The following is a 23,558-nucleotide window of genomic DNA, read 5'->3' as shown; positions in this document are numbered from 1 at the left end:
AACGCACATAAAGAGATTTTCACCGTATTTCCGCTTCCACTTTCCCGATGAGGGCCTATGCCGGAGTACACACAAATTTTCAGCCAGATAATTTGCCCATTGCTCTACATACCGGGAAAGCTCATCAGACCATTCGAGGGCCTTCACGCCAATATCGGCACGGACCCTGTTATGTTCGCCAAGAAGAATGGTCTTTTCTTTTTTTGACAGTTTTTCAAAAATTACCACCTCTTTTATCTCTTCAGCGGCAAGCCCCTTCACAGTAAAAAGTGATAAAAAAACAAAGGCTATCCATATTTTTTTCATGGGTCATCTCCTTTGGAAAAGTTATGCCTATTTAATATCAAATTTACTTTGCTTTGCAAAGGGGCATAAAAAAATTTCTTTGTGCCCTTTGTGGTGGAAAAAAACTTACCAACCATTTGACAAGCTTTTTGCCGGTGCTACACTTTTAATCATAAGAAGACTTTTTAAGAAGGGGAGGACTTTATTATGGAGGGAATAAAAGACAGGGGAAAAATAGTAACCGCTGCCGGAACGGGGATCAACCTTGCCCTCGGTGTGCTTTATACGTGGAGTATTTTTAAGGGCGAAATTAAACGATCCATAGAAAGCGGCGGTGAAGGGGCCTTCAACTGGTCTCTCTCTTCACTTAACGACCCTTACGCCCTTTGCTGCCTCGTCTTTGCCTCCATGATGATCGTCGCCGGAAAGTGCCAGGACCTGCTGGGCCCCAGAAAAACGGCTATTATGGGCGGTCTCCTTGTGGGGCTCGGATTTATCCTCATCTCGACAACAACATCCTATGTCATATGGATAGCAGGCTTCGGCTTCCTTGTCGGTTCGGGTATCGCCTTCGGTTACTCTTCGGCAACGCCTCCGGCGCTTAAATGGTATCCACCGACAAAGACGGGCAAGATCGCCGGGATAGTTGTTTCAGGCTTTGGCCTGGCCGCCGTCTATATTGCCCCGCTGGCTCAATACCTTCTTAAAACGATAGGGCTTCAGCAGTCCATGCTCTTTTTCGGCATTGCCTTTTTTATTATCGTCACCCTTCTTGCCATACTTCTCATCAATCCACCCGACGGTTATGTGCCCAGGGGCTTTGTCGACAGGAGAAAGAAGGAAGGGGACGCCCCCGGCATAAGAAGTCAGATAGAGGATAATGAGACAGGCCCCCTTGCCATGATCAGGACGGCTGAATTCTGGGAACTCTGGCTGCTTTACTTTATCGGCGCCGGGGCAGGCCTTATGGTTATCGGAAGTGTCGCCGGCATGGCAAAAGAGAGCCTTGGGGCCAATGCCTTCTGGGCAGTGGCTATTTTAGCCATAGGCAATGCAGCAGGCAGAATCGCAGCGGGGGCCTTATCTGATAAAGTAGGACGAAGGTCCACGCTGGCCGCAATATTCAGCTTTCAGGCCCTTCTCATGTTTATAGCCGTCATGGCTATCGGCACGGGCGGCCCCGTTGTGCTTGTCCTGCTGGCCACATTTATCGGTTTTAACTATGGCGCAAACCTGGCGCTCTTTCCTTCCTTCGCCAAGGATATGTGGGGAATGAAAAATTTCGGCGTCAATTATGGCATTCTCTTTACTGCCTGGGGAGTGGGTGGTTTTGTTATGAGCCGGGCATCACAGACACTCTTGTCGACAACGGGGACTTTTAATTCCTCCTTTATGACCTCCGGCATACTGCTTCTGGCCGGGGCGGGACTTACCTTCCTGGTAAGAGATAAAAAGGATGAAGCAAGACGCAAAGCTGCCAGGCAAATTGCCAAGCAAATACCGGTTTAGAGGCATTAGAAACATTCACTTAGGATAAAACAACAATTTACCGGCATTGCTCTATGGGAATCGGGGGCTGCACAGGAGGCATGACGTGAAAAAAACAGTACTTATGGTTTCTCTTATCCTTTTCTTTATGAGCCGGACCAGCACTGCCGCCGACCATAGCGGTTGCCTTAGCTGCCACCAATATGCCGGACAGGCAGTTATGACGGAAAAGGGAAAGCTGAAGATCACCCATATCGATGAGGAGCAGTTCCTTAAGTCGCCTCACAAAGACCTGGGATGCCAGGATTGCCATAAGGAAATCAGCATCATGCCTCCCCTGGAAAAACCTGAAATCGATTGCAGGTCCGCTTGCCACAAAGGAAAAAAAGAGGGAAAAAGGCTAAAAAAATATCCGCTGGAAAAAATTCATGAAGGCCAGCAATGGGCCATCAGTTTTCTGGAAAACAAATCCCCCTGCAGGATATGTCATAATACCTATCCTCACAGCAAGTATAAAATGACAAGGGCAATCCTTAACAAACATACCCTTCACTTAAACTGTGAAGTCTGCCACCTGGATATAAAAAATACTGAAAAAATCACTTATGACTGGACCGGCGCCGAAAGCGCCCTTTTTAAAGGAAAACCCTTCGGAAATTATTATGACCCCCTGAAAGACACCCTTTTAAAACCCCAAAAGGCTATTTCCCGGATAGGAATTTATATGACGGCAGAGGGGAAAAAAGAGGCGCTCATGAAAAAATGGAACAAAGAGTTGGCCAAAAAGCTCAAAGTCCCTGTAAAAAACTGGAATGAGGAACAATCAATAAGAGTCATGAATTTTCTCCATGAGGGAATCAGGAAAATGCCCGTGAAAAGCGCCTGCAAAAAATGTCACAGAAAGTCGGGATTGATTGACTTCAAAGCGCTTGGCTTTTCGGAAAAAAAGGCTGAAGAACTCAAAAATATCGCGCTGGAAAAAATCGTTGCTAACTATGAAACCTTTCATATACCACAGGTATTTATGAAATAGGCGTGCCGGAAAAGGGGCGGAACGGCAGTTAGTTCTTCACTCTCTTTCCTACCCTTCATCTATCACTGAAAATTACGCTTTATTCCGTAAATAATCATAAACTACCAGCGCCACCCCCCGTCCAATTCATCCATTCAGGAGGGATTTACTTCTCCCCCGGCGGTCCACTCATTAATCGCTTTCAACTCATCAGCCCACTGAGAAGACAGCCTCAAACGAAGAAAAACCGAATAGAGGCTGTTAAATAGCTGAAGTCCTTTTTCCACCAGATAAATGCGCTCATAGAAAACAGCCTCCTTTTCACTTTCGGCATCGGTCAGTTCATCCTTTTCTATCCTCACAGCGGGCGATTTAAAAGAGGCGAAATGAAATAAATCCCCTTTGAGGGTGAGGCTCCACTGGTCTTCCTCTTTTTCAAAAATGATGGCCGCTTCAGAAATGGCCTTGCCGTTTTTAACGGCCGTACGGACCTCTTCAAAATTATCCTGGGGGCCGGCAACGGTAATTTTTTGAACCCCAATTTCTGATTCACCCTTCAATATAAGCCGGTCATTGAGGTAAGCTACGTACTCCTCTCCCTCCATGAAATGGCCCGGTTGGTTTACCTTATAGAATGATGAGTCGGTCATTGTTTTATACATGAGCCATAGGAGAAAATCCCTGCCGAGCCAAAGGTTTCCTTTAATGAGAGAGATTACGTCATCAGCGGAAGAACCATTGGCCTTTGCCAATAGAGGCAGGGAGGCTTCATCTATGACGCCTTCCGCCCTTTTAAAAGGATGAATCATCACCAGCCTTAAGCCCTCAAAAGTCTCTTTAAAAAGCGCCTCCAACGTATCTATCGCCCTGGGGCTTAAACTTGAGAATGTGACAATTCCTCTGTTCCTGTCCCAGACAACATCATAGGTGGCCGGCGAGGGAAGGGTCTTTGAATAAAGGGAAGAGCGCACCGCCTCACGCAAGCTCTCTTTTTCGCCCTTCGGCACCCGCCGGAGGGTCGGGTTGGCTGCAAGAAACTCCCGGCTTGCCCGTTCCAGTTCGGATTTAAAAAGGACGGAAGGAATCTTCCTCACGTCTCTGCGAAGTGAAAAAACGGTGCACTTGTCACGCCAGAAGACACGGGGCGTGTCGAAGCTGCTCCGGTCCATATCGTCCAAATGAACCCAGCCGACGGATGATTCTTCAGCCCGGTTATCTATAGGTGTAAACCCATTTTTCGCAAGCGATTCCGAAGACCACTCAAAAAGGTCTCCCTCAGGTATGTCTCCCATTACCTGAAATTGACAGAGGCTCACCTTGTTTGCAAGAATACCCATCGCTGTTCTCCTTTTAATAATGATTTTTTAAAGTGGCAAAGGATACCTTTTTAAGAGACGGGGAGCAAGATAATTTTCTTTTTCTAATAAAAGACGGGATATGGTATAAAAAGAGAGGGTAAAGGGGAACACTTAAGGAAGAATTAAAGAAAGGGCAACCAGTGACTGCAGAAGAAAGAGCAAGCATCAAGCTTAAAATCAAGGCAAGTATTGAAGCGGTAGAGGAAAACATTTCATCCCTCGAATTTTCCATCGGGCAACTCCCCAATCCTGACGACCTGGAACGTCATGCCCGTATAGACATGATGAATTATAAGAGAAATTGTGAAGCCCAGATAAGAGCTGCCATAAAAAAGAAAAAGGAACTTGATGTCGCGCAAAAAAGAGTGGACAGCGATGATTACGGTATCTGTATCGAATGTGACAAACCGATTGAAGTGCAAAAGCTGCTGCTTATACCGGAAACCTTTTACTGCGTGCAGTGCCATAAGCTGTAACGAGAAGCAAATCCTATAGAGATACCTTTTTATCCTTGTTATGAAATCCCCATTAATCCCCCTTTGCAAAGGGGGAGATTTTAATCCCTCCCTTTAATAAAGGGAGGGATTAAAAAAAAGGGGCCCCAAAGGCCCCTCTTCTATTTTACCAACACAATATTTATCGACGCGGTTCCCCTCTTTCATCCCCCATGGGCCTTCTTCCTCCCCGGTCTCCCCTCATCATTCTTCGCTGCTGGAACTCTGACTTAAGTTTCTGGTACCTTTCATAACCCAGGATTTTTCTCACCTCCAGGAGAAAGCTAAAACGTGCCATAGACATCTTTCCCCTGGCATTATGCAGTTTTTCAAATTGTCCCTTCACTGCCTGTTCATCAATAGTTTCCTTATCAATGAGATATTCGAATTCCAGTTTTTCCTTCTCCACATCACCTTTCAGTGTAATCATCTCTCTGCGATGGGTCATGTAGAGTTCATCAAGCCGCTTCTGCTCTTCCCGGCCAAGGCCCAGTTTTTCCGCCGCGCCGGGCATGCGCCACCACTGTCCCGGCGGCATGTTCCCCTTCATTCCCCCCTGAGAACCCCCTCGCCCCGGCCCTTTCATGTTATCGCCGCCGCGCTGACCAGACATTTGGGGCCGCTCCATTCTATAATCTTCTTCTGCCACAGCGTTCCCCGGCAATGATAAGCTTGCCAGCATACCGAATACCAGGGCAATTGCCATACTTTTCATTCTCTTTTTCATAATAATCCTCCTGTTTTTTTATTAAGCGCCATTTATTTCTTCTCCCATGGGAAAAACAAAATCGATAAATTCATCATATTGATTCGAATCAGCATTACCGGTCAATGCTGAATAAATTTCAGGCATAATATTTTCCTCCAGCTCGATTACCTCGGCAACAAGCAGGCTGTGTTTCTCCATTTCTACAGTCAACTCGGCTACAGTAAATACCTTTCCTTTAAGGCGGGATTTGCTTCCCGGCATAAAAAAGGAAAGCCCCGCCAGGGCAATTATCACAATAATGGCCCCGGCTAAAGGGGCAGAAAACCAACCTATGCGGCCTTTATCTCTTTCTTCAAGGATAACCATTCTTTTCGGTTGGGGCATTAATTCATCAGCCGCTGAAGTAAGGCGCGATAAATTACGCTCCATTATTTCCTTCCTGTCCCTGCAACGATGACAAGTTGAAAAGTGGCCCCGGGCTTCCTTCGAAAGGTCAGATTCATCAACGATGGCTTTTATAATTATCTCATCACTAAGATGTGGATCCTTGCCGCTCATACCTTTCCTCCTTTCATCATTTCCTGAATAAACGGATCGTCCCTGAATTTCTTTATGGCCCTGTAAAGATGGGTTTTTACGGTACTTTCATTTTTATTAAGCGTTGAAGAAATTTCGGCAATCCCCAATTGGTCGACAAAACGAAGCATAAAGACCTCACCTTCACTCCCGGGAAGGCGATCAGTAAATTGTTGAAGATTTTTTATCAATTCCATCCTCTCCATATGAGCGCCGGGATCACTGTCTTCGACGGACAATTTATCAAGTTCATCATAACTCCTGCCAAAAAGCCTTTCTATCGATTTCCATCGTTTAAAATCTCTCACCCTGTTAAGTGCAATGGCGAAAAGCCAGGGCCTGATTTTGTCCGTGTCGTCCAGTTTCCCCATCCCCTTAAACATTTTAATAAATACCTCTTGCGTCAGATCTTCGGCATCTTCACGGGAAAAGATGCGGTAATAAATCATACGAAAAACCTCTTTATGCAAAAGAGAGACAATACGGTTTGCCGCTTCAACACTCCCCCCTTTTGCCTCTTCGGCCAGAAAGGGGAGCCGGTCATAATGATCTGTCATATTAGTCGCATCCTGATTCGTTTTTTCTCCCTTGTTGTTAAAGACGACAAGATATTTCATTTTGTTTACAAGAAGTAAAAAAATAGTTGTTTCTGCTAAAACTATAACAAACCTTAAGTCCTTATCCCAGCCCCTCTTATTTTTCTCTATTTATGCTTTATTTATGTTATTATTTGCGGCTTTGCCTCTCATCAGAGGGGAGGCCTGTTCTCTTTTACCCTCTTACAGAATCAGCGCGTAAAAGACATTTAACCCGGCTTAAAACATCAATGACAGAAAGGAGCAAAGAAAGAAAATGTCGAGGAAACCAACAACAGGGGGATATATATCAGCTTATTGTACCAGGTGCTGTCTTGACCTTGGACATACCATTATGGTCATGAAGGGAGACAAGGCGCTGAGAGTCAAATGCAGGACCTGCGGCAGTGAGCATATTTACAGGGACAAAACAAAAAAGAGTCCCCCCGCAAAGAGGACAGGACCGAGGACAAAGGCTAAAAAAACAGGCCCGTCAAAAAACCCTGAAAGAACGTGGGAAAGCGCCATTGAGAAGGCCGCCGGTCCCGACATCCCTTACAGTCCCGGCAAGTCCTTTGCCGTTGGTGACATTCTTGTTCATGAGAAGTTCGGCAGAGGGGTTGTGCAGACTGCTCTTCCTAAAAAAATAACCATTCTTTTCAAAGACAAGGCAAGGCTGCTCCTGTCATCAAATTGACGGAGAGTTCATATTGAAAAAAGGGCCCATTCCCTTCACAGGGGAGCAGGCCCTTTTTTCCTCGCCATTCAGTGCTTAATTGACATATCCTCGCCAGTATGGTAGAAGATTTTTAACATATTAATTCATCGGAGGTTATCATCAATAGATGAGCGCCTTAATTAAGGACATACTCAAAAAAAGGAAGAAAAGAGACTCATCAGATGAAATCAGTTCGGCGCCTGACGATGACGATTCCACATCAGAAGGTAAAGGGCAACCCCTTTATGAGGAGGCTTCTATGGAAATACTGGGCATAGATATCGGTTTCGGTTTTACTAAAGCGACAACGGGCGATAAATCAATGATCTTTAAATCCGTCCTCGGTGAATCAATAAAGATACAATCGAGCGATGCCGTCTTTGCCGATATGGATGATCTGGAATACCTTCATGCCGACGTTGACGGAAAGGATTATTTCCTGGGAGAACTGGCCGTCCGTCAAAGCAGCGAGCGCTTTTTTACTCTCGACCAGTCACAGTTTGTCAGCCACTATACAAAGGTACTTGCCCTTACGGCCGCAGCAAAGCTGGTTAAGAGCCATATCCCCATCAATCTCGTCACGGGCCTCCCCATAGGGTTTTATTCAAGACACAAGAAGGAACTGGTAAAGATACTTCTCGGTGAACATGCGGTCATTCTTAAAGATGCCGAAGGCAATACTCAGGAAAAGACCGTTAACATCAACAAGGTAAGTGTCATGTTTCAGCCCTGGGGTTCCCTTTTTAACGTCATGCTTAATGAGCGGGGTGAATTGAAAGACAAGCGGCCTGTAAGTGAAAAGTACGGCATTATCGATGTCGGCTTTCGGACGTCCGACTACTCCGTTTCAGACAAAATGCACTATTCGGAACGGGGCAGCCGAACAACCGACTCGGGCATAGCCAGGGCCTTTAATCTGCTTGCCACCGGTCTTCGTGAACAAAGTGGCGTCAACGTGGAACTTTACAGGCTCTACGATGCAGTCGACAAGGGGAGAATCAAGATCAGGGGAGAGGAGTATAACATCGAGGAACAGACCAGAGAGATTTTCAGCCAGCTTGCCACCAAGGTCGCCAATGAAGCAGACCGCCTCTGGGTGGATGACTGGGACATTGACAACATGATCGTTACCGGCGGCGGGGGCAGAGTCCTTTCCAAATACCTGGAACCGCTGATTAAAGGGCACGTTACCCCCATGGATACCGACATTGACGCCAGGTTCAATAATGTTCACGGTTACTGGAAATTCGGCAGAAATATGTGGGCCAAAGGTTCATAGCATAAGGCCGGCGTCCTCCCTTTCTTTCGGACATTCACAGCGTCATCACTTAAAACTTTCAATTCAGGGGGATAGCAGGTTCCCCCTTAAAAGGCCTGTAAAGGGGATCACCGATGATGAGCTGGCGCCAGGAAAGATAAGGCGTGCTTTGGTAATAAGCCTCCATGAGGGAATGTTTTCCCGTCATAAGCAGGGGAAAGAAAATATGAGGCAAGGGAAATGAATCGAGGTAAGGCTCTGAAACAGGACCGATCGATGCGGCAACGCCCTCTTCGAGCATCCTTTTTACCCATACCTGACTCCCTTTTTTCCTCAATGTAGAGGCCTCCGAACTTGCCACGTGAAATGCAACGGCCCCCTTTACCCAGTCAAAGGAATCGACATATTTTCCGAGAGAATACCAGCCCACGTAAAGGGCGGCATCTTTACAGCAATCTGGCGGGAAAAGTCCCTCTTCATCATTAAAGACCGTCTTCATTTTACTCTTCCTCTTAACCCTGTCATAGAGGGCATAAAGATGACTATCGTAGCGGCCGTAACTGTCTTTTCCCTTAAGCCCCCTGGCATCGATATAAAAAGTCCCTTTCAAGCCCTTTTTTTCAACCTCCAGAGCATCGTCGACGAGCCGCCTTGCACTCTTCGCAGTGGGGCCATCGAGACGGCCGACCATGACAACCTTCTCCCTGAATTGCTCAATGCCCGGCAAGCTGTCATATATTTTATTGAGCGGATTGCCAAGCCACCTGTTAAGCTGATAAGGACCTGCCATGACCATAGTCAATTCGCTGTCGACAGAGGATGAATTCATTTCATCATCCCCCTTTTTAAGGAGATTATCCCAGAAAATGAGTTCCCCCATAATTCCCCTTGTAATCCTGATTGCCGTAGCCACCTGACCGGCATTTTCAGGGAAAATGCCATAAAAACTTACTTCGTTCAACTGGCGTTCAAGAATTGCATTCCACTTTACAATGCCGTCAATCTCTGTTATGTCCATATCTTTCCGGCCCATGCCTGCCTGCTTTCTCTCTATCTCACGGGCCACACTTGAAAAACCGGTAAGGCGAAAAATTATGGAGGCAACTTTCATCTTTTTCTCCCTGTCTTTCTTGCCGGCAGAGGGCGTTTTGATAAAGCTGAGGGCTTCCTTTGTCGTCCTGTCTCCCCGCTTTATGGCCTCTTCCACCGTTGCGGGAGTTGTATTGTTTTTATCCCCAATTAGCGTTTCAACCTCCATAATCATCCTGAGCATGAGTTCCTGGTATTCTCTCACCCTGGCTGCCGCCAGTTTTTTAAAGGTCTCCTCTTCCTTTTTCTTGCCCCATTCCTTTATTTTTAGCGGTATGCCGTAAACGAGGAGGACCGCAGGATTTCGTCCCTCAGCCTTTAGTTTCTCTATTGCCGGGCGGACATGGGGAAGGAGCTTCTTTTCGTATTCCCTGCGCCCCATACTTTCCGATGTTGACACATTGACGCCTACTATATTTTTAGGGGGAACACCTCTCTTTTTACTGTAATATTTCGACACAGACCGGCTCTCGGCCATATTGCGGTTAAAGACAATAATAATATCTTCAGCCTTAAGCTCCGCCCCGGCAGGAGCACTCATGACCAGAACCAGTATGACCGGTAAAATTGAACGCATATATTTCATAGTAAGATTTCTCCCTTCATCAACGGCTCCCCGGCAAGCTGACGGAGCATAAAGCGGATTAATTTATTTTCTATGGCGGCAAGCCGGGATAAATTGCGCCTGCCGGAGATTAAAAAGAGATGGAAGCCCCTGCATTAAAAGTCCACCCACCAAGATCCCTTTCATTATCTCCAAAGCGATCGATCCTCGAATAAACGGCTTCAAGGGTAACCTTAAAATTTCGTGCAAGTTTATCATCAAAAAGGTTAGGCAGTTTTTTCAAAACAAGACCAATCTTTCCATGATAACCACCAAGCTCTAAAGTCTCATCTGAAACCTTGCTCTTCTCCTTAAAGTACCAATAATCCCCGCCTGCACCGAGATATGTTCCAATGTAAGCCGTTATGGGTAAATGAAATTTCATGGAAAGGGAAAGAGGGACCATGGTCAATTCACTCTCAATAGCCGTTTTTTTGCCTGAAATGGTCAGCACATCCCCTTCCCTGTAAAGATAGCCCGCAGAGAGTTCTGTTGACAAAAAAGACGCCATATTGAGGTCATAAAAGAGGGATATCATCGGTGTTGCATCATAATATTCAGACTGGTCATCATCAGAGGGCTCAAAATAACCGATCTTCATTCCCACCGTATGATTCTCACCTGCCACAGCATTTTGAGGCTGGGGTAAAAACAGAAAGAATGCAACAAAGCTCATAAAAGCATATTTCCGGTATCTCAATAAAAGAGGGCTAAGGAAGAGAAAAGTTGCAGCAAGGGGACCGAGCTTAACCAGTAAAAAAGCCATAATAATGAGAGGAAGGAGAAAAAGAAAGGAGAGCACTCTAAATACAAAGTTCTTCTTTACATAAGCAGCCGCCTGCGGCCCTTCCTTGTAATAAAAATGAATAAACTTCCTGCCCGGGGCATTACTTTTTAAATAGCTGTCACGAAATTCACGTAATACCTTAACAAAGGGATGATCATAGGAACCAAAAACAGCAGTAGCAATAAAACATCCCTCTTTCATAGTCGACTTATCGAGATAACCTCTCACCTCTTCCACCAAAATATGTCCTGTGCCGGAGTAACTGCTTTCATTTCCCCTCCTATCGACAGCTTTCACGGCGAAATAATAATCTGATCCGATGGTAAGCCCTCCAAGTCGGTAAGAATTCTGACTGCCCGCATTAGCAGAGAAGGATAAGAAGGTGCTTACCGTATCATAAGCCACCACAAAGTGGCTAAAGTCAGCCATATTTTCATTATTATCAGTAAAGCTTATTTCAATCTCACCGCTGCCGCTGATAGCCGCCTGCGGTGTGCCGGGAACATTGGGAACATTGCTGTCGGGCAGGGTATCGACAACAATTTCTGCCGACCTGGCCGATTCGGCCGGGGACGAGTCCGTCACGGAAAGGGCAACATAATACCTTGTTGATGGGGAAAGGCCCGTTACATTAAGAAATGTCGCGGTATCTGATGTGGAACGGGAATTATCGTAGATTCCCGTTGCCGTTCCATAATAAATTGTATAGTAAGAAATATCCGGTTCACTGCTTGCCGTCCATTGGAAACCGGCATGAGTCGTTCCAATTCCAAAGGCCGAATCTATCCATAAACCTGTTGGCGCCGAAAGACCGGCACTATCGAGTGTTGTTGCCGAAAGTACTGGAGAGCGTCCGCTTTCAATGTTGGCAAAGTTATCGTAAGCTGATATGGCGACATAATAGGTTGTGTTGGGCAAGAGGGGAGCAAGTGTGTGGCTGTTGCTTCCCTGTCCGCTAATAATAAGGGGAGGTTCGATATTAGCCGCTGTAAGGCCTGAGTAGAGATAATAATCGGTTGTGCTGTCACTGTTGGCAATCCAGCTCACCTCTATTGATTTATCACCTGGAACGAGCGTAAGACCTGCCGGCGTCGTTAAGGCAAACACAAGAGAGGGAGCAAATAGAAATAATATAATAATAGTGAATGATAAATTTTTTTTTAACATGACAAAACTATAACACATATGAGGTAAAAATTGGCAAGCGCTGCTTTATAATTAAGAGTTAAGGGCTTAAGAAGCGTTGTTTTATGAGTCCTCATGGCAGCAAAGCATCTTTTTTTGAGACTTTTTCACGGTTGTTTTCTCAAAAGACAATAAAGGACTACTTTTATCTTGATTAGATTTATGAAAAATATTAAGCTGCGATTTTTAAAAGAAAGAAGCGCCGGAAAAAAATGAAAGCACTGGAAGTTTTAACGACAGCAGCAAAAATCGAACGCAAGATTGCTGATATTTACGACCTGTTCAGGAAAGCCTTTAGCCAGGAGGAGGAAACATCTTCCTTCTGGGAAACGCTTGTCAGCGAAGAGGAAGCGCATGCAGCTTTTCTTGATGCTGAATCGGTTATGGTAAGGCTCAAACCGGATATTTTTGGAGGGGCCATTCTCGGCGCCGGCATACTGGAAGAATCTTATCGCGAAATTGAAGCCCTTGAAAAGAGGGTTGAAAAAGGAGGAACCGATCATAAAGAGGCCCTCTCCATTGCATTTATGATTGAAACGGAAGTGGTGGAAAAAAAATATAACAGACTCATCGAAACAGGAGATCCTTACATTAAAAAAATATTCTGCGATCTTACCAAAAAAAATGATCATATTGAAAAGATTGTTCTGGCTGCCGACAAATCAGGTGTAAAGATCAGGCAATAATAGAAAGGTCCTATCTATAAAGATCATTAACAGTCAACATAGATATTGCCAAAATATCAGGAAGGATGCTAAAATTCACGCATGAATGAAAATTTAATAACCATGGCGAGCAAACCTCTCAAACTCATCCCCGCATGGATGCAAGGCGCAGGGCTCGGCCTCTTTCTGGCCCATGTGCTGGAAAACAACCCCGAATTCAAGGAAAGGCTTGAAGAGATTGACGATAATTATTTTCTCTTTGAATCGACCGATACGGGCCAGAAATTCTACCTTTACGTTAAAGATAAAAATATTACCGTCAAACTGCATCACAAGGATGAACCTGACGTCGTTATGAAGGGTGAATTCCCTGTCCTTGTCGGTCTTCTCCTGAGTAAAGTCGACCCTGACAATGTCTTTTTTTCAAGAAGGCTGGAGATTTCAGGTAATACAGCGACAGCACTCTGCTTCAAAAATATACTCGACAGCATAGAGTAGTCGCTCATCCTGATCTTTCAAGCAGACAGAGATCAACACTGATTTGTTATGATAAACATACGATCACGGCCAGGCTTGTTTTTTTCTTATTGCCCGATTCTTAAAAAATCCGTTTTGATCTTTTGGAAACATGAATTAAGGGAGGTTATCTGACATGGTCTTACTCGAATTCAGCATGAGCCCTATGGATAAGGGAGAATCTTTGAGCAAGTACGTTGCGCGGTCACTCGACATTATTGACGAGAGTGGCCTTCCCTACAAATTAAATCCCATGGGAACAGTCCTGGAAGGCGAATGGGATGAGGTCTTTAGTGTTGTAAAAAAGTGTTACGACAGGATGAGTGAAGACTGCAACCGAATATCAGTCCATATCAAGGTGGATGCCAGGCAAGGGAAAAAAGGGCGCCTTGAGGGTAAAATTGCAAGTGTAGAGAAGAAGCTCGGCAAAAAGCTGGAAAGGTGAGGCTCATCAAGCCTCTTTTACAACATCATCTTTTGCCTTTCTTATTCTTGTCTTTTTTGGCCTGTCCACCTTTGCGGAAGCGCTCTCTTTTTTTATTCGGGAACCTTTTCCGGCTGACTTTGCAGGAACCCCTTTTTTACTTTCTTCCCGAGAAAGCGCCTCTTTATAATCTTTCTTAAGCGCTTCTTCTTTATCTCCCAGGCTCATGGTATAAGCCCGGTCAGGTTTTTCATCAATACTTTTTTCTATATTTTCCTGTTCCTCTTCCATGCTCGTCTTCACCCCGTCGACAACGTTCTTGAATTCAGACAGGGCCTTGCCGAGAGTCTTGGCAATATCGGGGAGTTTTTCCGGACCGATAACAATTAATGCGATGACCATGATGACAATTAATTCCGGTATTCCGATGCCAAACATAATGTATTCTTCCTCAGTTTATTAAAAAATAAAAAGGGCGCTATGAGTGTTTAGGCTCATAGATTAAATGCCCTTTATAATAAATAGCTATTGCTCCAGGGGGAGCCTTTAATTCTGCCGATTAATGCTTTTTCTCAGCTCTTGCCTTCCACTCATCCATCGTTGCTGCAAGAGGAACTGACGGCTCAGATTCAGACTCAGCCTTGCCGGCAACAGCTTCCTCTGTCACAGGTTCGGGAGCTTCTGCCGCATGCGTATCTGCTTTGGGAGCTTCCACCTCGGGCTTCTTTGTTTTAGCAGGTTCCGCCTTATGGGTGGGCTCTTCGGCTCCAGCCGCTTCCGTCGCATGCAGTTCTTCTTTATTGTGGTTTCTAACGGTAATAAGCTTGCCGTTCTTGTTCCAGTATTTCCATTTGCCTACTTTATGACCATCGCGGTACTCCCCTTCGGACATCATGAGTCCATTGCCATAAAAATACTTCCATTTCCCCTCTTTTTTACCATCTGCCTGAACAGTCCCTTTTCCTTTCAGGGAACCGTCAGCGTAAAATTCCTTACCCTCTTCCTTATTGCATCCCGATAGAACAAAAGCCATTACTGTAACGAATAAAACAAGAACCTTACTCTTTCTCATAGCCTTACCTCCATACAGTTAACATATAAATAGACACACAGGAACACTATCATATCAAAATGACAGGGAAATGCAAATTTATAGTTATAAAAATCCCGAAGCAGCTTTTTTTTTATTGCCCATAATATTTGAACCGGTTTTTTCTCGTTTCCTCAACCTCTATTTTATCAATAGCAGGGTCTTGCACATAAGGTGTCAGCAGACGCCAGATCTCACTAATAAGACACTCTGAAGTAAGTATGGGGGTGTCCTTTAACTCTTCATTGAGGTTTTTATGATCCAGCTTGTCGATGACATGCCTGTTAACAATGCGATCAAGGTCATCTACATTGGCAACCATCCCCGTCAGCGAATCGACTTCTCCCTTGACGGTTACTCTAAGTATATAGTTATGGCCATGACCTGAGGCATGACTGCACTTGCCGTATATTTTCCTGTTTTCATCATCATTAAAATAGGGAGAGGCGAGCCTGTGAGCTGCGCTGAAACGATAAACCCGGGTAAGAGATATTCTTTTATTCGCCATAATACTCAGCAAAAAGATAAGGATCTTCAAAAAGACGGACCCTGTGCAGCTGACAGCCATGAAGGGTGCCGACAATGGAATCCCAGATGAAAATAGCAATATTTTCCGTCGTGGGAATCTTTTTTTCAAAGCAGGGAACATCGACATTGATGAATTTGTGGTCCAGCACGTCGACAACCTTCGATCTTAATATCCTGTCAAGCTCCGAGAGATTAATCACCATGCCTGTCTTCGGATCAGTCACACCTTTAACGGTCACTTCGAGGGAATAATTATGCCCGTGTCCATGCCGGTAACTGCATTTGCCGAAAAGCCTGAAATTCTCCTCTTGAGACAACTCTTCAATAATGTACCTGTGGGAAGCGCAGAAATCGATCTTCCTGGTAAGGTAAACTATATTTCTTTCTTCCATTTTATCTTGACTGCTATCGTTTTTTGAGGGGTAAATATGGGGTACAATAAGTTATTCTACATATTGGCTGCAAGGTCTTTTACACTTTTCCTGATCATATAGGCAGCACGGCTCATTATAGTATCCGATTGCACGACAAGGGCTACGTAGTAACCTTCTTTCACAGGGGAAAGGACGATGCTGTATTTATTCATCTTCACGGTTACCGTATTTATATCCGTACTGCCCACTGTCTTCTGGGCTTCATTAATGAGCTTGAGAATCACTCCCTTGTAGGCTCCCATCACTTTCAACTGATAAACATCTTCATCAAGGGAGTACTGGTCGACGGCCTCCCCTTCCCAATCAACAAATATTGCGCCTCTGGCGCCGGGGATTGTCTCCACAAGATTACGCATTATCGCCTTAAAGGGCATTCTTTTTTCCTCCGCTACTCCTTATATTTACTTATAACACAAGTCAGTTTAACTGTACAGAAACCAGCTTGGAAACGCCGGGATCTTCCATGGTGACACCATAGAGGGTATCTCCGATTGAAATGGTACTCTTGTTATGGGAGATCATGATGACCTGCGACAACAGCGACATCTCCCGTACAAGTTCGTTAAAACGTCCCACATTGGCATCATCGAGGGGCGCATCGACCTCATCGAGAAGGCAGAAAGGACTCGGTTTAAAGAGAAAAATAGAAAAGATCAGCGTAATTGCCGTGAGCGCCTTTTCGCCACCGGAAAGGAGGTTCAGGTTCTGGAGCTTTTTGCCCGGAGGCTGGGCAATAATGTCGACACCCGTTTCAAGCAAATCGTTTTCATCGGTGAGCACCAGTTCCGCCCGCCCCCCTCTGAAGAGTTTGGGGAAAATATCTTTAAACTTTTCATTAATCGATTCAAAGGCTTCCTTGAAGCGCTGTCTGCTTGTACGATTAATCCTGTTGATGGTTCTTTTCAGGGACTCCATGGCTTCGACAAGGTCCTTCTCCTGCGTTTCGAGGAAGGTCAATCTCTCCATATTTTCCTTATGTTCTTCAAGGGCCGTAAGGTTTACCTCTCCAATCTCCTCAATTTTGCCGTTTAGCCATACAAGGCGCTCTTCAGCACCCGCTTCGACGGGAGGGATATTTATGGAGCCTGCAACAAGATCAATATCGTACTTTTCCACCGTTCCCTCTACAAGGTGCCTTACCTCCATCTCCTTCTCGGCAACAAAGACCTTCAGTTGTGAAGTATTGCGGTTAAGCTCATCATGAGAACGGTGGAGGTCCTTAAGCTCCGCTTCAATCATTCTTATCTCTTCAGCAACCGTATTATAGGCATTTTTCTTTCCCGTCAGTTCTTCCTTGAGTCCTTCATGCTCACCGAGAAGCCTGTCGAGCATCTCCTTGCCTGTTGAAAGATCGGAGGAGATCTGGCCCAGCCTCTCTTTGCCGTTTGCAAGCGCCCTTTCATCTCTTTCGAGCAGTCTCAGGGTTTCTTCTTTTGCGCTCTTGAGAGAGCTGATCTCACTTTCGAGGCGCCTCCCTTTTTCCATAAAGCTGTTACCGGAAACCCTCAGTTCGGTAAGTTCTTCTTTCACCTTTTCAACGGTTTCGCTGAAGGTAAAAATATCCTGCTGCATGCGTCGGATCTCTTTTTCCTTGTCCGCTTCATCATTTCCAAGAGTCAGGATCTTTTCTTTTGATACCTCTATCTCGGCCTTAAACTCTCCGATTTCCTTTGAAAGCTGCTCCTCCTCCATGGAGATAATACTGAGGCGTTCCTCTTCCCTGCCGACCTCTTTTTCAGCAGCTATTTTATCTTTTTCCAGATTTGCAATCTCGATCTCTTTATCAAACTCTCTTCGTTTTAACTGATCCAGTTCTTTTTCACTCTTTTCGACGCATTCCAGAATTTCAAGACGCTTGTCGTCTTGTTCTTTAAGCTCTTTCTTTTTCTCTGCAACATGGAGGGTAATTTCTTTTATTTCTCTTTCTCTTTTTAAAAGATCAAAACTTCCCCCCTCACTCTTTCCACCGGTAATAGCACCGCTACTCTCAATAAATTCCCCTTCAGCCGTAACGATCACCCCCCTGAAACCTGTATCCCACTCCTTTAAACCCGCTTCCATGGAGGAGACGAAAAGCACATTACCCATCAGTGTTTCGATGAGATCACCATAGCCTTCTTTTACTTTTATTTTTGAAATAAGAGGCTCACCACTGCCCGACCAGGATGAAGCAAGGTGGGAAGCGTCACAAACCCCACCGGCAGCAGCGATAAAAGATCCCCTCCCCGTCGATTCATTCTTGAGATATTCTATGGCCTCCATCCCCCTTGTACGGTCCTTGACGACAACATATTGAAGTTTGTCGTCGAGAACAGCCCCGACAGCCATTTCATAGGCTCTCGGCACCTCTATAAAATCGGCAACAATCCCTAAAATACCGTCACCGTTGGATGATTTTTTATGGCGCTCCATAATGGCCTGAACCCCCGTTTCAAGACCTTCATAGCGGTTTTTGAGTTCCTCCAGTGAGTGAAGTTTCGATTCTTTCCGGTGAATTTCAACATCGAGGGCCTTTATTTTCTCTTCCATGGCATCGGCATTTAATTTAAGGCCTTTTAGTTTATCCACTTCCGAAGATCTCGAACCATCAAGGGTGCGTTTTTCCCGGTAGAGCGCCTCCAGGCTTGAACTATGAGAAGCAAGACGTTTATTAGACTCTTCAAGAACGTTCTGTGACCGGCTGCGTTCATCCCTTTTTCTCTCAAGCCGTCTTTCAATATCAGCCAGCCTTTCGCCAAGATGGACGATACTGTTATTAAGGTTTGACTTCATAGTCGCAATGTGGACCATCTCCCCTTTCGCCCTTTCCAGCTCTTTTTCCTTCTCTGTAAATTCGGCGGAAAGCTTCCTGTAATTTTCTTCGGAACTTTTAAGCTTTACCGATCCCTCTTCTTCACGCTTTGATAAAGCGCTCCGTTCCCCTTCAAGTGTTTCGAGCTGTTCTGCCAGATCGACAAGTCTGGATTTTAAACGTACAATTTCTTCACTGTACCTCTTCTCCTCACCGTCCAGCCTCTCCAGTTCCTTTTCATGGAAGGCAATCTTCTGTTCAAATTCGACGATACGGTTGGAAGTTTTATAGGCATGGTCCTGTGCCTGCCTGAGGCTCTCTTCCGCTGAGGCGGCAGCAAGCTTTTTCTCTTCAACGATCCCCTCCCTCTCGGCAATGGAGGCAGTAAGAGCCGATTCTCTGTCAATAGAGGAATTAAGCTTTTCCTTTTCAGAAGCCAGCAGTGCGACCATCTCCTTATATTTCCTGGAAGCCATGGAGATCTCGATCTCTCTCATTTCGGCTCTTAGTTCCTTGTAAGCTTTCGCCTTTTTCGCCTGCCTTTCAAGAGAGTTTATCTGCCTTCGTACCTCCCTCATGACATCTTTCACCCTTAAGAGGTTCTGCTCCGTAGCATCAACCTTCCTGAGAGCTGCATTCTTTTTCGATTTATACTTGGTAATACCTGCCGCCTCCTCAATGAGACTCCTTCTCTCTTCGGGCTTCATGGTAACAATGGCTCCCACCTTCCCCTGTTCAATAATGGAGTAGGCCCGTGTTCCCACACCCGTATCCATGAAGAGTTCCGTAATATCCTTGAGTCTGCAGGGAAGCTTGTTTATGTAATATTCACTGTCACCGGACCTGTAAAGACGGCGCGAGACGCTTATTTCATTAAATTCCGCATAATCTGCCGGCGCAATGCCGTCACTGTTATCAAAGGTAAGGGCAACTTCAGCCATACCGACAGGTTTCCTCTCCTCACTCCCGTTAAAGATAATATCTTCCATCACTTTGCCTCGCAGGTGCTTGGCACTCTGTTCCCCCATAACCCACCGGATAGCATCGACAACATTGCTCTTCCCGCATCCGTTTGGACCGACAACGGTAATAATGCCGTTGGGAAAGCTCATGTCCACTTTGTCGACGAAAGATTTAAAACCCTGAATTTCCAGCTTCTTGATTTTCATAAGCAATTACCTTAAAGGAGTTCTTTTTTCGGGTTGTACGGAAGAAGAGAATATCAAAGGGAATCTGCCTTGTAAAGAAAAATATACAACAGAAAGGGTATATTTTTTTAACTACCACAAGATGTAGTATCTGTCTATTTTCCCGCCTTAATCATGCAATGGCGAAAAACAAGCCATTTCTTGACGGTAACCGGCTATAAGCGATAAAATCACCCTCTTTAGAATAAAAAATCCCGGGGAGGGCAGCTTGATAAAAATAATCGACGGAAAATTGCTGAAAGAAACATCGGACAGGGCGCTCCGGTCACCGAGAGGACGCATGAATTTCAACCTCCATGAACTTTCCGACCCTGTCCAGAGAATGCTCAATGCTATCGAACCGGGAAGTTACGTCAGGCCCCACAGACACCTCGATCCCGACAAGACGGAATTATTTGTTATTCTTAAAGGGCGGGGAGTGGTCCTTACCTTTGATGATAATGGTAATATTAATGATCTGGTCCAAATGAAAGCCGGGGGAGAAAAGCTTGGCGTGGAAATCCCCCCCGGAATCTGGCACTCCATTATTTCACTGGAGAAAGGAACCCTCTTTCTTGAAATAAAGGATGGTCCCTACGTGGCGGCAACAGACAAGGACTTTGCAAGTTGGGCGCCCGAAGCGGGAACAGAAGAAGAGAAAGCCTATCTTAATGATCTTATTGCAAAAGTAACTGAAAAATGAACCTGCTATATAAAGAAATGTTCCAGACCTGTAAAAAAACCAAGCGATTGCTTTCATCATGAGTGCAGGGAAAAGTCAAAATAAAAGCATCAAAATCTTATCTATTATCACCGTTAATATTTTGATTACCCTGGTGCTGATTCTTATTCTTGAAGTGATAGCTTCCTTTTATGTCTCCCGTCCGGGCGATAGCAATGCATCCCATTATCAGCTTAATCACACCTGGAGACCCAATACTAAATCAGTCCACAGGGAATGGATCGCCAATAATCCCGATTTTCCCGAACCTTACACCCATTACTATAATAGCCAGGGCTGGCTGGAAAAGTACGACATAAAAAAAGAAAACCCGGCATCAACATTCAGGATATTTTACGTGGGAGATTCATTTACAGAAGGGACGGCTCCCATGGACCAGTCTGTGCCAAGCATCGTTGAAGAAAAAATAAATGAAATGGCTAAAGGGAAAGATATCAACTTTGAAGTCATCAATACAGGAACGGGAGGTTACTCCCCCACTATTTATTACATCCTTACCCGTTACTATATAGCCGCTTACTCACCGGACCTGGTTGTCATCAATGTCGATATGACCGACGACTTTGATGACTGGAAGTATGCAAAGACCCTTATCCGTGACAATGAAGGGAATCCGCTCTATGCCGTACCCCGGGATATTTATGACGCGGCATTTATCGATATGGAGGAGGCCGCTGTCAAGGCAACGCCTTTGAGAAAAACCCAGCTCTTTCTCGTTCAACGTTCCTATATTTACAATCTTATTATAGAGATGAAAAAGAAATGGAGGGGGAAAGAGAGACTAAAGCAAAAACCATCCCTTCGGGAAGCCGGTGGCGGAAACTATTACCCCCGCTGGTCGTGGTGCAAAACATACTGGAGCGGGCAGACCGTAGAAAATGTGAACAACACACTTGATATTTTGAAGCGGCTCATCCATTTTGGCAGAGAAAATAACATTAAAATACTATTAACGTCCGTCCCTCATTACTGGCAGTATTCGGGAAATTACGAGGGTGGCGGTAAACCGATCTGGTCCAGCCGTCCCCATAGGGCAATTGAAAGTCTGGCAAAAGCAGGGGGAGTCCCTTACCTGAACTCCTTTGAGAAACTAAAGCCTTACATTCGGGGCACACCGCCGGGCAAATATTACTATAACGGCGATCCCCATTTTAATCCCAGGGGATATGCCATCCTGGCACAGGCCCATATCGATTTTCTTATTAATGCCGAAAACAGGCTTCTGCCCGATACATTTTACGATGAATAATGTATATACTGTTTTTAAAGGGAATCACTAATAATTCTGGGTGAGCATCAATCAAAAAGAAGAGGCCCCGGTGAAATACAGTGATAATACAATCAGGGTACTGGAAGGAAGATACCTCCTGCGTGACGGGCGAGGCAGATTAATAGAAAACCCGGAGGGGCTATTCCGGCGCGTGGCGAAGGTCGTTGCAGGCGCTGAAGCTTTATTCGGCAATACGGGGGCACAAAAAAAATGGGAAGAAGCCTTTTTCAAGGAAATGGCCGGCCTTAAATTCCTGCCCAATTCGCCAACGCTCCTTAATGCAGGAAAAGAAGTGCAGCAGCTCTCGGCCTGCTTCGTCCTTCCCGTTGAAGATTCCATGGAAAAAATATTCGACGCCGTCAAGGAAGCAGCCATAATTCATAAAAGCGGCGGCGGCACTGGATTTTCATTCTCCAGCTTAAGACCGAAAGGCTCGCCTCTAACATCGACAGGGGGCACCTCAAGCGGTCCTGTTTCCTTTATAGAAGTCTTTAACACAGCGACAGAAGCCATCAAGCAGGGCGGCGCCAGACGGGGCGCCAACATGGCTGTGCTGAGGATAGACCATCCCGATATTATCGATTTTATCCGCATTAAAGAGACACCGGGAAAGTTGACAAGCTTCAATCTTTCCGTTGCTCTTACTGATACCTTTTTAGATGCCCTGTCAAAAGAGGACCATTACGCCCTTATCGATCCCTGCACGGGCAAGGCCGTAAAAAAAGAAAATGCCGCAAAAATATTCCATCTCCTTACGGAAAAAGCCTGGTTTTCCGGCGAACCGGGCGTACTCTTTATCGACACCATCAACAAGACCAACCCCACACCGGACATAGGTAAGATCGAATCGACCAACCCCTGCGGAGAGCAGCCCCTGCTCCCCTACGAATCATGCAACCTGGGGTCGGTCAACCTGTCAAAGTTTGTTCTCGGCCAGGATATAGACCGGGAAGCGCTGGCCGGGACCGTTGCGCTGGCCGTACGATTTCTTGATAATGTGATAGAAGTTAATGACTATCCCCTTGAAGAGATTAAAGCGATTACCCTGGGCAACAGGAAAATCGGCCTGGGCGTCATGGGTTTTGCCGATCTCCTCATATTACTTGGCATTCCCTATAATTCGGCCAAAGCGGTTCAAAAGGGGGAAGAAATTATGTCATTTATCGATAAGGAAGCTAAAAAGGCTTCACAAGAACTGGCCCGGCAGCGCGGGGCTTTTCCAAATTTCGCCGGGAGCATCTACGCCAAAAGAAATGACCCCCCTCTCAGAAATGCCACAGTAACAACCATTGCCCCCACAGGAACAATTTCTCTCATTGCAGATTGTTCAAGCGGTATAGAGCCGCTCTTTGCTGTGGCTTATAAAAGAAAGGCCATGGAAAACACGAAGCTTTCCTATGTGCATCCCCATTTTCTGGAAGCAGCAAAATCAGGCGGATTTTATTCCCCTGCCCTTATCGAAAAAATAAAAGCCAAAGGAAGCATAAGTGCGATAGATGAGATTCCCCAGGCGCTTAAAAGATTGCTCATAACGGCTGTCGATATGGACTGCGAACGGCACATAAAGATGCAGACCGCCTTCCAGCGCCATACGGACAACGCCGTATCGAAAACAATCAACTTCCCTCCTCATGCAAAAGTGGAAGACGTAAAAGAAGCTATCATTATGGCCCACCATCTCGGCTGCAAGGGTCTCACTGTCTACCGCCTTGGCAGCAGAGAGGGACAACCTCTCGAAATGTGCGACTACTGCATGGGAAGGCGGGGGTAAAA

At 45.6% G+C, this 23,558-nt stretch carries 24 protein-coding genes; 11 read left to right on the top strand and 13 right to left on the bottom strand.

All coding sequences use genetic code 11. From position 1 onward, the window contains the following. Window positions 1-306 (bottom strand): CAP domain-containing protein (locus OEV42_12680; GenBank protein ID MDH3975128.1); only part of this gene is annotated, 306 nt, incomplete at its 3' end. A gap of 183 nt (window positions 307-489) precedes the next feature. Here OEV42_12680 and OEV42_12675 point away from each other — a divergent pair. After that, entirely contained in the window at window positions 490-1,794 is a 1,305-nt protein-coding gene (locus OEV42_12675) for an OFA family MFS transporter (GenBank protein MDH3975127.1), read from the top strand. A gap of 85 nt (window positions 1,795-1,879) precedes the next feature. Next, entirely contained in the window at window positions 1,880-2,806 is a 927-nt protein-coding gene (locus tag OEV42_12670; protein ID MDH3975126.1) for a hypothetical protein, read from the top strand. 134 nt (window positions 2,807-2,940) lie between these two features. Here the strand turns inward: OEV42_12670 and OEV42_12665 are convergent, their stop codons facing one another. Next, window positions 2,941-4,122 carry a recombination-associated protein RdgC gene (locus OEV42_12665; GenBank protein ID MDH3975125.1) on the bottom strand — a complete coding sequence of 394 codons (1,182 nt, stop codon included), beginning with the start codon at window positions 4,120-4,122 and terminating at the stop codon, window positions 2,941-2,943. 161 nt (window positions 4,123-4,283) lie between these two features. On the opposite strand from OEV42_12665, the gene OEV42_12660 reads away from it, so the two are divergent. Then, window positions 4,284-4,619 (top strand): TraR/DksA C4-type zinc finger protein, encoded by a 336-nt coding sequence (locus tag OEV42_12660; GenBank protein ID MDH3975124.1) that lies wholly within the window; start codon window positions 4,284-4,286, stop codon window positions 4,617-4,619. A gap of 160 nt (window positions 4,620-4,779) precedes the next feature. Here the strand turns inward: OEV42_12660 and OEV42_12655 are convergent, their stop codons facing one another. The 3 genes from OEV42_12655 to OEV42_12645 are packed head-to-tail and all read right to left on the bottom strand — an operon-like array spanning window position 4,780 to window position 6,539. After that, a complete protein-coding gene (locus tag OEV42_12655) occupies window positions 4,780-5,364 on the bottom strand; it encodes a periplasmic heavy metal sensor (protein ID MDH3975123.1) in 585 nt (194 codons plus the stop codon). A gap of 21 nt (window positions 5,365-5,385) precedes the next feature. Next, window positions 5,386-5,904, bottom strand: coding sequence for a hypothetical protein (locus OEV42_12650; GenBank protein ID MDH3975122.1), 519 nt, complete (start codon window positions 5,902-5,904; stop codon window positions 5,386-5,388). Beyond that, window positions 5,901-6,539 (bottom strand): RNA polymerase sigma factor, encoded by a 639-nt coding sequence (locus OEV42_12645; protein ID MDH3975121.1) that lies wholly within the window; start codon window positions 6,537-6,539, stop codon window positions 5,901-5,903. The genes OEV42_12650 and OEV42_12645 overlap by 4 nt, the downstream gene beginning before the upstream one ends. Before the next feature lie 235 nt (window positions 6,540-6,774). On the opposite strand from OEV42_12645, the gene OEV42_12640 reads away from it, so the two are divergent. Further along, on the top strand, window positions 6,775-7,194 hold the full coding sequence (locus tag OEV42_12640; protein MDH3975120.1) for a hypothetical protein: 420 nt from the start codon (window positions 6,775-6,777) through the stop codon (window positions 7,192-7,194). Window positions 7,195-7,342: 148 nt separating this feature from the next. Next, window positions 7,343-8,494 (top strand): ParM/StbA family protein, encoded by a 1,152-nt coding sequence (locus OEV42_12635; protein MDH3975119.1) that lies wholly within the window; start codon window positions 7,343-7,345, stop codon window positions 8,492-8,494. A 58-nt stretch (window positions 8,495-8,552) separates the two neighbouring features. On the opposite strand, the gene OEV42_12630 is transcribed toward OEV42_12635, so the two are convergent. Together OEV42_12630 and OEV42_12625 are read right to left on the bottom strand one after the other, a co-directional pair. Further along, on the bottom strand, window positions 8,553-10,148 hold the full coding sequence (locus tag OEV42_12630) for a TIGR03790 family protein (protein MDH3975118.1): 1,596 nt from the start codon (window positions 10,146-10,148) through the stop codon (window positions 8,553-8,555). Window positions 10,149-10,257: 109 nt separating this feature from the next. Then, window positions 10,258-12,120 carry a fibronectin type III domain-containing protein gene (locus OEV42_12625; GenBank protein MDH3975117.1) on the bottom strand — a complete coding sequence of 621 codons (1,863 nt, stop codon included), beginning with the start codon at window positions 12,118-12,120 and terminating at the stop codon, window positions 10,258-10,260. 230 nt (window positions 12,121-12,350) lie between these two features. Here OEV42_12625 and OEV42_12620 point away from each other — a divergent pair, with 230 nt between their 5' ends. The 3 genes from OEV42_12620 (at window position 12,351) to OEV42_12610 (ending at window position 13,764) form a co-directional block, all read left to right on the top strand. Next, complete coding sequence (locus tag OEV42_12620) at window positions 12,351-12,824, top strand: hypothetical protein (protein ID MDH3975116.1); 474 nt, start codon at window positions 12,351-12,353, stop codon at window positions 12,822-12,824. A gap of 81 nt (window positions 12,825-12,905) precedes the next feature. Then, window positions 12,906-13,301, top strand: a complete 396-nt coding sequence (locus OEV42_12615) for an SCP2 sterol-binding domain-containing protein (GenBank protein ID MDH3975115.1) — start codon at window positions 12,906-12,908, stop codon at window positions 13,299-13,301. Between the two features lie 154 nt (window positions 13,302-13,455). Next, entirely contained in the window at window positions 13,456-13,764 is a 309-nt protein-coding gene (locus OEV42_12610) for an MTH1187 family thiamine-binding protein (GenBank protein MDH3975114.1), read from the top strand. 6 nt (window positions 13,765-13,770) lie between these two features. Here OEV42_12610 and tatB read toward each other — a convergent pair whose 3' ends face one another. From tatB to smc, 6 genes are all read right to left on the bottom strand, one after another. Beyond that, window positions 13,771-14,181 (bottom strand): Sec-independent protein translocase protein TatB, encoded by a 411-nt coding sequence (gene tatB, locus OEV42_12605; protein MDH3975113.1) that lies wholly within the window; start codon window positions 14,179-14,181, stop codon window positions 13,771-13,773. A 121-nt stretch (window positions 14,182-14,302) separates the two neighbouring features. Then, window positions 14,303-14,815, bottom strand: coding sequence for a hypothetical protein (locus OEV42_12600; protein ID MDH3975112.1), 513 nt, complete (start codon window positions 14,813-14,815; stop codon window positions 14,303-14,305). Window positions 14,816-14,927: 112 nt separating this feature from the next. Continuing rightward, entirely contained in the window at window positions 14,928-15,341 is a 414-nt protein-coding gene (locus OEV42_12595; protein ID MDH3975111.1) for a 6-carboxytetrahydropterin synthase, read from the bottom strand. Next, window positions 15,331-15,753 carry a 6-carboxytetrahydropterin synthase gene (locus tag OEV42_12590; protein MDH3975110.1) on the bottom strand — a complete coding sequence of 141 codons (423 nt, stop codon included), beginning with the start codon at window positions 15,751-15,753 and terminating at the stop codon, window positions 15,331-15,333. The genes OEV42_12595 and OEV42_12590 overlap by 11 nt, the downstream gene beginning before the upstream one ends. A gap of 56 nt (window positions 15,754-15,809) precedes the next feature. Continuing rightward, a complete protein-coding gene (locus OEV42_12585) occupies window positions 15,810-16,169 on the bottom strand; it encodes a roadblock/LC7 domain-containing protein (protein MDH3975109.1) in 360 nt (119 codons plus the stop codon). Between the two features lie 43 nt (window positions 16,170-16,212). Then, window positions 16,213-19,755, bottom strand: a complete 3,543-nt coding sequence (gene smc / locus OEV42_12580) for a chromosome segregation protein SMC (protein MDH3975108.1) — start codon at window positions 19,753-19,755, stop codon at window positions 16,213-16,215. A gap of 247 nt (window positions 19,756-20,002) precedes the next feature. Here smc and OEV42_12575 point away from each other — a divergent pair, with 247 nt between their 5' ends. The 3 genes from OEV42_12575 (at window position 20,003) to OEV42_12565 (ending at window position 23,556) form a co-directional block, all read left to right on the top strand. Continuing rightward, window positions 20,003-20,476, top strand: coding sequence for a WbuC family cupin fold metalloprotein (locus OEV42_12575; GenBank protein MDH3975107.1), 474 nt, complete (start codon window positions 20,003-20,005; stop codon window positions 20,474-20,476). A 58-nt stretch (window positions 20,477-20,534) separates the two neighbouring features. Next, window positions 20,535-21,764: a hypothetical protein gene (locus OEV42_12570; protein MDH3975106.1), complete on the top strand. Its 1,230-nt coding sequence runs from the start codon at window positions 20,535-20,537 to the stop codon at window positions 21,762-21,764. A 70-nt stretch (window positions 21,765-21,834) separates the two neighbouring features. Beyond that, complete coding sequence (locus tag OEV42_12565) at window positions 21,835-23,556, top strand: adenosylcobalamin-dependent ribonucleoside-diphosphate reductase (protein ID MDH3975105.1); 1,722 nt, start codon at window positions 21,835-21,837, stop codon at window positions 23,554-23,556. Window positions 23,557-23,558 lie beyond the last annotated feature (2 nt).

It is taken from the genome of Deltaproteobacteria bacterium (assembly GCA_029860075.1).
GTDB lineage: Bacteria > Desulfobacterota > JADFVX01 > JADFVX01 > JADFVX01 > JAOUBX01.
Note: the sequence above shows the minus strand (reverse complement) of the source record. Positions and strands in the feature narration are given on the sequence as shown.

What these genes read in the sequence shown, in the direction of transcription:
- OEV42_12590 (MDH3975110.1), bottom strand. Translation starts at nt 15,753, where the DNA reads ATGGAAGAAAGAAATATAGTTTACCTTACCAGGAAGATCGATTTCTGC.
- OEV42_12650 (MDH3975122.1), bottom strand. Translation starts at nt 5,904, where the DNA reads ATGAGCGGCAAGGATCCACATCTTAGTGATGAGATAATTATAAAAGCC.
- OEV42_12665 (MDH3975125.1), bottom strand. Translation starts at nt 4,122, where the DNA reads ATGGGTATTCTTGCAAACAAGGTGAGCCTCTGTCAATTTCAGGTAATG.
- OEV42_12595 (MDH3975111.1), bottom strand. Translation starts at nt 15,341, where the DNA reads ATGGCGAATAAAAGAATATCTCTTACCCGGGTTTATCGTTTCAGCGCA.
- OEV42_12645 (MDH3975121.1), bottom strand. Translation starts at nt 6,539, where the DNA reads ATGAAATATCTTGTCGTCTTTAACAACAAGGGAGAAAAAACGAATCAG.
- OEV42_12610 (MDH3975114.1), top strand. Translation starts at nt 13,456, where the DNA reads ATGGTCTTACTCGAATTCAGCATGAGCCCTATGGATAAGGGAGAATCT.
- OEV42_12655 (MDH3975123.1), bottom strand. Translation starts at nt 5,364, where the DNA reads ATGAAAAAGAGAATGAAAAGTATGGCAATTGCCCTGGTATTCGGTATG.
- smc (MDH3975108.1), bottom strand. Translation starts at nt 19,755, where the DNA reads ATGAAAATCAAGAAGCTGGAAATTCAGGGTTTTAAATCTTTCGTCGAC.
- OEV42_12625 (MDH3975117.1), bottom strand. Translation starts at nt 12,120, where the DNA reads ATGTTAAAAAAAAATTTATCATTCACTATTATTATATTATTTCTATTT.
- OEV42_12615 (MDH3975115.1), top strand. Translation starts at nt 12,906, where the DNA reads ATGAATGAAAATTTAATAACCATGGCGAGCAAACCTCTCAAACTCATC.
- OEV42_12620 (MDH3975116.1), top strand. Translation starts at nt 12,351, where the DNA reads ATGAAAGCACTGGAAGTTTTAACGACAGCAGCAAAAATCGAACGCAAG.
- OEV42_12585 (MDH3975109.1), bottom strand. Translation starts at nt 16,169, where the DNA reads ATGCCCTTTAAGGCGATAATGCGTAATCTTGTGGAGACAATCCCCGGC.
- OEV42_12570 (MDH3975106.1), top strand. Translation starts at nt 20,535, where the DNA reads ATGAGTGCAGGGAAAAGTCAAAATAAAAGCATCAAAATCTTATCTATT.
- OEV42_12640 (MDH3975120.1), top strand. Translation starts at nt 6,775, where the DNA reads ATGTCGAGGAAACCAACAACAGGGGGATATATATCAGCTTATTGTACC.
- tatB (MDH3975113.1), bottom strand. Translation starts at nt 14,181, where the DNA reads ATGTTTGGCATCGGAATACCGGAATTAATTGTCATCATGGTCATCGCA.
- OEV42_12600 (MDH3975112.1), bottom strand. Translation starts at nt 14,815, where the DNA reads ATGAGAAAGAGTAAGGTTCTTGTTTTATTCGTTACAGTAATGGCTTTT.
- OEV42_12630 (MDH3975118.1), bottom strand. Translation starts at nt 10,148, where the DNA reads ATGAAATATATGCGTTCAATTTTACCGGTCATACTGGTTCTGGTCATG.
- OEV42_12635 (MDH3975119.1), top strand. Translation starts at nt 7,343, where the DNA reads ATGAGCGCCTTAATTAAGGACATACTCAAAAAAAGGAAGAAAAGAGAC.